Here is an 8,079-nt window from a genome sequence, read left to right as displayed (position 1 = left end):
TCAGTTCGGATTGCACTCTGCAACTCGAGTGCATGAAGTCGGAATCGCTAGTAATCGCGGATCAGCACGCCGCGGTGAATACGTTCCCGGGCCTTGTACACACCGCCCGTCACACCATGGGAGTTGGCTTTACCTTAAGACGGTGCGCGAACCGCAAGGACGCAGCCGGCCACGGTAAGGTCAGCGACTGGGGTGAAGTCGTAACAAGGTAGCCGTAGGGGAACCTGCGGCTGGATCACCTCCTTTCAGAGAAACCCGGGTGTTCGCACCCGGGTCCAAAACCAAGCGGGCGTCTCGCGTGTATCGCGGGGTCGCCGCCTTCGCATCCCTTCCTGACCGTATGATGATCGAGATTGAGCCGACCCGATTCCGGGCCAGTAGCTCAGTTGGTTAGAGCGCGCGCTTGATAAGCGTGAGGTCGGAAGTTCAAATCTTCCCTGGCCCACCACGTTTTCCCGGGCCGGGAAGAGGCGATGACTGGGCGTCTCTAGGGGGGCCGTAGCTCAGTTGGGAGAGCGCCTGCTTTGCAAGCAGGAGGCCACCGGTTCGATTCCGGTCGGCTCCACCAGAGCCGAGCGCGATCGAACCGGCGAAGAATAAAGACAGGCCGGCGAGGCCGGCCGGGGGTTCGACTCCGTCTGGCTCCACCAATTTCGTGGCCACCAATTGCGTGGATCGTTTGGCCAAGCGGATGCGGGTATTCGTTAGCTTATTAGGGTTCTTGGACAGGTGAATAGGTCAACTGGCCTCCGGTGGGGCGATGCAAATCGTTCTGTCGGGGGAAGAAGAGTCTTCGAGAAACTTTGGCGTTTGCGGAGCATGGCTTCGGCCGCGCAATGCAGACATCGAATCTCGAAGACGCTGGCACAAACGCGGTCGCCGCGAGGCATATCTTCACGATCGGCAACGATCGAAAAGTGTGCGCGCGGCGAGCGAGCAAGCCGATAATCCGGGCGGACGGGTCAACCCCGTGCGCAAGGATTGAGGCTCTCAAGCATGAGAAGGGCATTTGGTGGATGCCTTGGCATCGAGAGGCGATGAAGGACGTGGCACTCTGCGAAAAGCTCCGGGGAGGTGAGAGCAACCTTTGATCCGGAGATATCCGAATGGGGCAACCCGGCGCTTATTGCGTCATCCCGCACCGAATCCATAGGTGCGGGGAGCAAACCCAGGGAACTGAAACATCAAAGTACCTGGTGGAAAGGACATCAAACCGAGACTCCGTCAGTAGTGGCGAGCGAAGGCGGACCAGGCCAGTGGCGTATGTTTAAGAACCGGAACCGTTTGGAAAGACGGGCCTGAGTGGGTGATAGCCCCGTACGGGTAGAAAGAACATGCGTCCTTGAGTAAGGCGGGACACGTGCAATCCTGTCTGAAGATGGGGGGACCCCCCTCCAAGCCTAAGTACTCCTCGATGACCGATAGTGAACAAGTACCGTGAGGGAAAGGTGAAAAGCACCCCGAGAGGGGAATGAAATAGACCTGAAACCGAATGCCTACAAGCAGTCGGAGGGAGCTTCGGCTCCTGACGGCGTACCTTTTGTATAATGGGTCAGCGACTTAATCTTACGAGCAAGCTTAAACCGGTAGGTGTAGGCGCAGCGAAAGCGAGTCTGAATAGGGCGTTCAGTTCGTAGGATTAGACCCGAACCCGAGTGATCTAGCCATGAGCAGGTTGAAGGTGGGGTAACACCCACTGGAGGACCGAACCCACGTCTGTTGAAAAAGACGGGGATGACTTGTGGCTAGGGGTGAAAGGCCAATCAAACTCGGAAATAGCTGGTTCTCCGCGAAATCTATTTAGGTAGAGCGTCGTGCGAACGCCATCGGGGGTAGAGCACCGGATGGGCTAGGGGATCCTACAGATCTACCAAACCTAACCGAACTCCGAATACCGATGAGCGCTACACGGCAGGCAGCCCCGGGGTGCTAAGGTCCCGGGACGAGAGGGAAAGATCCCAGACCGCCAGCTAAGGTCCCCAAGTCATGGCTAAGTGGTAAAGGATGTGGGAAGGCCAAGACAGCCAGGAGGTTGGCTTAGAAGCAGCCATCCTTTAAAGAAAGCGTAACAGCTCACTGGTCTAGTTAAGCCGTCCCGCGCCGAAAATGTAACGGGGCTCAAGCCATGCACCGAAGCTGCGGATGTCATCGCAAGATGACGTGGTAGCGGAGCGTTCCGTAAGTCTGTGAAGGCGCGTCGCGAGGCGCGCTGGAGATATCGGAAGTGCGAATGCTGACATGAGTAGCGACAAGGAGAGCGAGAAACTCTCCCGCCGAAAGTCCAAGGGTTCCTCAGCACGGTTAATCCGCTGAGGGTGAGCCGGTCCCTAAGGCGAGGCCGAGAGGCGTAGTCGATGGGAACCTGGTTAATATTCCAGGGCCAGCCGGGTGTGACGGACCTCGAACGTCGTCAGGGCTTATCGGATTGCCCTGGCGGCCTGGAGGTCCCAGGAAATAACCCCGGCATAGACCGTACCCCAAACCGACACAGGTGGACTGGTTGAGAATACCGAGGCGCTTGAGAGAACGATGTTGAAGGAACTCGGCAAATTGCCCTCGTAACTTCGGAAGAAGAGGGCCCCCAAGGCGGGCAACCGTTTTGGGGGGGCACAAGCCAGGGGGTGGCGACTGTTTACTAAAAACACAGGGCTCTGCGAAGTCTCGATGACGACGTATAGGGTCTGACGCCTGCCCGGTGCCGGAAGGTTAAGAGGAGAGGTGCAAGCCTTGAATCGAAGCCCCGGTAAACGGCGGCCGTAACTATAACGGTCCTAAGGTAGCGAAATTCCTTGTCGGGTAAGTTCCGACCTGCACGAATGGCGTAACGACTTCCCCACTGTCTCCAACATCGGCTCAGCGAAATTGAATTCTCCGTGAAGATGCGGAGTTCCCGCGGTTAGACGGAAAGACCCCGTGCACCTTTACTACAGCTTTGCAGTGGTATTAGGGGACTGATGTGTAGAATAGGTGGGAGGCGATGAAGTTCGGGCGCTAGCTCGGACGGAGCCGCAATGTGAAATACCACCCTTTGGTTCTCTGATATCTAACCGAGATCGGTTTATCCCGGTCCGGGACCCTGCATGGCGGGTAGTTTGACTGGGGCGGTCGCCTCCCAAAGAGTAACGGAGGCGCGCGATGGTGGGCTCAAGCTGGTCGGAAATCAGCTGTTGAGTGCAATGGCATAAGCCCGCCTGACTGCGAGACTGACACGTCGAGCAGAGACGAAAGTCGGCCATAGTGATCCGGTGGTTCTGCGTGGAAGGGCCATCGCTCAACGGATAAAAGGTACGCCGGGGATAACAGGCTGATGATTCCCAAGAGTCCATATCGACGGAATCGTTTGGCACCTCGATGTCGGCTCATCACATCCTGGGGCTGGAGCAGGTCCCAAGGGTTTGGCTGTTCGCCAATTAAAGTGGTACGTGAGCTGGGTTTAGAACGTCGCGAGACAGTTCGGTCCCTATCTGCCGTGGGTGTCGGAAACTTGAGAGGAGCTGTCCCTAGTACGAGAGGACCGGGATGGACGTACCTCTGGTGGACCTGTTGTCGCGCCAGCGGCAGTGCAGGGTAGCTATGTACGGACGGGATAACCGCTGAACGCATCTAAGCGGGAAGCCCCCCTCGAAACCAGGTTTCCCCGAAGAGCCGTGGTAGACCACCACGTTGATAGGCCGGATGTGTAAGCGCGGCAACGCGTTGAGCTAACCGGTCCTAATCGCTCGTTTGGCTTGAGAGCCTCAATTCCTGCGCGTTTCGCGCGGCGTCCCGAAGGGCGCGCCGCGCGGAACCGAGGATTTCGAGTATGCGCTTGCTTACGTTTGCGCCGGCGTCCGCGTTTCGCGGATTCTTCGTCTTCGTTTTTTACGACCTGGTGGCTATAGCGAGGGTGCCCCACCCGATCCATCCCGAACTCGGCCGTGAAACCCCTCCGCGCCGATGGTACTGCGTCTTAAGACGCGGAAGAGTAGGTCGCTGCCAGGTCTTAAAAAACGACGGCGACGCGTAGCGGCACGGAAGCGGCGCGAAGCAAAACAAAATATCTCTTCCCTAGGCCAGTGACCTTTTCGCTTGTTGCGCACTCCCGTTTTCCATTTTGAAAATCCAGGATTTATCGCGGGGTGGAGCAGCCCCGCCGAGCGCGAGCGAGGCAAGCCGATAAAGCCGGGCGACCCAGCCCGACATACGAAATCATCGCGGGGTGGAGCAGCCCGGTAGCTCGTCAGGCTCATAACCTGAAGGTCAGAGGTTCAAATCCTCTCCCCGCAACCAGATAAACGCCGCTAAGTCAAAGACTTAGCGGCGTTTTGCTTTTGCGGGCTCCAACGCCGTTCGGAGCCATGTCAACACTGTGTCAACAAAACCAATGTGCCTGATGACGGCGGGTGGCATCATTTGGGAATGAATTTCGGGGATGGGCGCCATGAAGAAACCGAACCTGCCCTACGTCGGCGACGCAGCCATGCGACGCTTCCTGGAACGGCACGGCTGCTCGAAGCCTTTCCACGTCGTGCGCATGCGATTCTGGGGCGAGATCGTCAGCCCTTCGCTCAAGGCTTCGCCCATCGCCACCATCCAGGGCCTTTGGCCCGGCGGCTTGCCCGAGTTCGAGAGCGAGCGCGAAGCGAACGATTTCTTCCAGACCATGCTCGGCCTGTGGAACCGCATGGCCAAGTTCCAGGACGGATCGCCCGGCGTGAAGCTGCAGAAGGTCGGGCGCTTGGACATGCGGGAGAGCTTGCATGATGCCGCTAACCTGCGCGTCGAGGAACTGCACGACGGGTTCCTCCACGGCTTCATGGGCGGTGGCGACCGGATCGACGTGCCGCCCGGCGTCGGCGAACTGCTCGGGCGTGTGGAGAAGGGGATCGAGCTTCTCGCCACGACGCGCAACACGTTCGCCAAGCCGCCCGGTCCCGACGACGCGCAAATGATGACCGAGCTTGCACGGGTGTTTCCCGAGGTCGATCATGCTATGCACGCCGATCTTAATGCCATTGCCGTCGAAGTGCGAAAATGGCGAATTGAGCGTGTGACCCCCGCCAAGATCAGTAAGTCAAGAGCGCATTGAAGGCAGACACGTTGTGCAGTCCAACCGCTGCTGAAGGCAGGTTATTGGGTGGCCGATTGGGAAATCAAAGAATCCATACGGGGGCTAGACAATGATGATTACTGATCGCGCAATCGACCAAGCTTATTCCGATTTGAGGGCTTCCTGCGGAGGGGTTCGCAACGACTACTTTGGTCTTCTCTATCTGGAACAAGAGTTTGGGTTAGGTCGCGGTCATGTGATACCGCAGGTGGCCTTCGGAGGGAATGATTACGGAGTGGATGGCTTTCATTTCGACAACGAGAAGCGCAACCTCTATCTCTTCCAATTCAAGTATTCGGACTCCCACGCTCAATTTAAGCAGTCGTTCAATCGGCTCACGGAGGTGGGCATTGAGCGCATTTTTGGCGCTCGGAGCCAGGATCAACATCAAAATCAGCTTCTGCAGCAGATCAAGAGTTGCCTCATCGAAAACGAGGCCGTGATCGATCGCGTTTTTATTCATTTTGTGTTTACAGGCGATCCGGCAGAGGCCGAGCGCAGTCAGGTGCTGGATAAGCTCCGCGAAGATCTAGAAAACAAGAAATATCTCATCGATCAGCATTTTGGCCGCCCGATCACGATGGTGATCGAATTTCGTTCGGCGCGGACACGCAAGGTCGGTTCCACGACTCACCTCCGGAAGACGCACACATATCCAGTCGATCTGGATAAAACTGTGACCCGCTCCGGGCCGAGCGGAGAGGCGATGACCATTGGATTCATTCGATTGGTCGATCTCCAGGACATGTACCGTGAAATGGGCCCACGTTTCTTTGAACGGAACATCCGGGCTGCGCTGCCAGAGGACAAAGCGGTAAATCGATCCATTCAGCAATCGATCAAGCGTATCGTTTTGGACGATACGGAAAATGCAGATGCCTTCGCCTTTAACCACAATGGTGTAACACTTTTTGCGGAAGCCTTGAGCGCAGTTGATGGTCAATTCAAGATCACCGAACCGCGCTTACTGAATGGCGCTCAGACCGTGACAACAATTGCAAGGTTCTTAAAGGCAAACGAGGGAAATAACAGGTTGGCAGAACGGCGAGCGGAATTAGAGAAAATCCATGTTTTGTGCAGGATTATTACCGACGCAACGCCGGAATTCGTGACCACCGTCACGATCAACAACAACCGGCAAAATCCTGTCGATCCATGGAATCTGCACGCGAACGATATGATCCAGCTCGAATTGCAGGACAAATTCCGGGATGACCTTGGGGTCTACTATGAACGGCAGGAGCGAGCTTTCGAGGGCCTTAGCGATGAAGACCTAGAGGAACAAGGAATCACACAATACAAAGCGGTTGAACTAGCTCGCCTCGCGCGAACGTATTTGGCCAGCGATGGTGAAATTGATAAGTTCTCGCGATTTCGCGAGGTCTTTGAGGACGACCGTATTTATAATCAGGTGTTCAACCAAAACCGGTTGAAGGCTGATTCCCGAAAGATTATCCTCTGTTACAAGATTCAGTTTCGGTTGCGCCGCCTCGTCAACGACATCGTCGACAAGGGCGCGAACAAATACGCCTATGTGCAACGTGCTAGGAATTTGTTGTGGGCGTTACTTTGTCAATCGATTTTGAATGATCCAAAACTTGAAGATCACGCCGAGCGCTTCGGTAAAGGGCTCAGCCTCGAAGCGCAGTATACCGATTGGTTATCCAACTTTGCGACGACGCGGTGCCGCTTCATATTGTCTGATCTCGTAGCCGACAAGCTATATGCAGCAAAGGCCGCCGAAGGAGACTTTAACTTTATGCGGACCAATGTTGCCTATAAGCGCTCAATGGAGATCGCGTACAAGCGCTGGCGCTGGGTGGAGAAGCGCCTGACAAGATGAATGTCAGTCGCATCTTGATTCCTACGGCTTTACACGAGCGCTAGATTTCTGGCTCATGCGGCTGCAGTGGCGATGCCATCCAGCCTGACGCGCACCGTGGTAGCGCCGTTGCCGACGGCCAGGACGGCGACGCCGATAGGATACAGCCCCGCGCCGGGCAGCACCACCTGCTTCGCCGCGTCGTCCCAGGCGACGCGCGCGCCTTGCGCGATCACGGTCGCCGGCGCCTTGGGCAGCTCGTAAACGCCGGTCGTCGCGATCTCGACGCTCTCGCCTTCGGCCGCCGCCTTGGCGGCGACGCCGAACAGGCTGCCGACGACGATGCCCTGGCCCGAGGCAATTCCGCCGGCAGGCGCCGTCACCGAGATCGTGTCGCCGTTCTGAATGAAGTTCTTCATCGTTCACGCTCCCTTCGTTGCGTTGATCCTGACCTGCGTCACGCGGCCGTGGATAACCGGCGGGGTTCGGTCGAAACGGTTGACGCCCTCCGCGTTCGTAGCTATATTTCTGTAGTTACACGGAGCCAACATTGCGCTGGTCGTGGGACCCGAATAAGGACCGGAGCAACCGGCGCAAGCACGGCATCGGCTTCGAAACCGCCCTGCGCGTGTTTTCCGATCCCTTCGCGATGAGCGAACAGGACCGGATCGAGGACGGCGAGGAGCGCTGGCGGACGGTCGGCTTGATCGAGGGCGCGGTAGTCGTGCTCGTCGCCCATACCTTCCGCGAGGACCCGGATGGAACCGTGTCGGTCCGCATCATCTCGGCGCGACGCGCCAGGAAAGGAGACGCTATGAGGAAGAAAGGCATCGTCACCGTTGACTTCGATCCGGCGCGGCCCCCGCCGCTGACCAGGAAGCAGAAGGTCAGGCTGAAGGCCCTTGCGGCCTTGTCCGACGAAGCGATCGACTATTCCGACATTCCGCCGACGGACGAGGCATTCTGGAAAACCGCGGAGCGGGGCAAGTTCTACCGGCCGGTCAAGCGGCAGCTCACGCTTCGTCTGGACGCCGACGTGGTGGCATGGTTCAAGCGCCATACCCGCGGCGGCCGGGGCTACCAAACGAACATCAACCGCGCCCTTCGCGAATACGTCCTCGGCCGGGAAAAGAAAGCGGGCTGACGGTCTCCCGGCGAGACGGCCTGG

At 57.5% G+C, this 8,079-nt stretch carries 4 protein-coding genes, 3 tRNA genes and 3 rRNA genes; 9 read left to right on the top strand and 1 reads right to left on the bottom strand.

All coding sequences use genetic code 11. The features are described 5' to 3' along the window. From FJ311_02285 to FJ311_02250, 8 genes are all read left to right on the top strand, one after another. Positions 1-253 (top strand): 16S ribosomal RNA (locus FJ311_02285); the annotation flags it as partial. Between the two features lie 118 nt (positions 254-371). Then, positions 372-448 (top strand) — tRNA-Ile (locus tag FJ311_02280). Between the two features lie 44 nt (positions 449-492). Continuing rightward, positions 493-568, top strand: a tRNA-Ala gene (locus tag FJ311_02275). Positions 569-988: 420 nt separating this feature from the next. After that, a 23S ribosomal RNA gene (locus FJ311_02270) occupies positions 989-3,735 on the top strand. Between the two features lie 132 nt (positions 3,736-3,867). Continuing rightward, positions 3,868-3,981, top strand: a 5S ribosomal RNA gene (gene rrf / locus FJ311_02265). A 211-nt stretch (positions 3,982-4,192) separates the two neighbouring features. Next, positions 4,193-4,269, top strand: a tRNA-Met gene (locus FJ311_02260). Between the two features lie 151 nt (positions 4,270-4,420). After that, positions 4,421-5,068 (top strand): hypothetical protein, encoded by a 648-nt coding sequence (locus FJ311_02255; GenBank protein MBM3950259.1) that lies wholly within the window; start codon positions 4,421-4,423, stop codon positions 5,066-5,068. Between the two features lie 91 nt (positions 5,069-5,159). Then, the gene (locus FJ311_02250; protein ID MBM3950258.1) at positions 5,160-6,932 is read left to right on the top strand and encodes a hypothetical protein; all 1,773 of its coding nucleotides are present in this window, start codon (positions 5,160-5,162) and stop codon (positions 6,930-6,932) included. A gap of 53 nt (positions 6,933-6,985) precedes the next feature. Here FJ311_02250 and FJ311_02245 read toward each other — a convergent pair whose 3' ends face one another. After that, on the bottom strand, positions 6,986-7,330 hold the full coding sequence (locus FJ311_02245; protein MBM3950257.1) for a DUF2190 family protein: 345 nt from the start codon (positions 7,328-7,330) through the stop codon (positions 6,986-6,988). A gap of 131 nt (positions 7,331-7,461) precedes the next feature. On the opposite strand from FJ311_02245, the gene FJ311_02240 reads away from it, so the two are divergent. Continuing rightward, a complete protein-coding gene (locus FJ311_02240) occupies positions 7,462-8,055 on the top strand; it encodes a hypothetical protein (protein MBM3950256.1) in 594 nt (197 codons plus the stop codon). The last annotated feature ends 24 nt before the right edge of the window (positions 8,056-8,079 follow it).

It is taken from the genome of Rhodospirillales bacterium (assembly GCA_016872535.1).
Taxonomy (GTDB): Bacteria; Pseudomonadota; Alphaproteobacteria; order Rhodospirillales; family 2-12-FULL-67-15; genus 2-12-FULL-67-15.
This window is presented reverse-complemented; position numbering and strand designations above follow the sequence as displayed.

Coding starts and splice junctions, on each gene's coding strand:
- FJ311_02255 (MBM3950259.1), top strand. CDS start 4,421: ATGAAGAAACCGAACCTGCCCTACGTCGGCGACGCAGCCATGCGACGC.
- FJ311_02250 (MBM3950258.1), top strand. CDS start 5,160: ATGATGATTACTGATCGCGCAATCGACCAAGCTTATTCCGATTTGAGG.
- FJ311_02245 (MBM3950257.1), bottom strand. CDS start 7,330: ATGAAGAACTTCATTCAGAACGGCGACACGATCTCGGTGACGGCGCCT.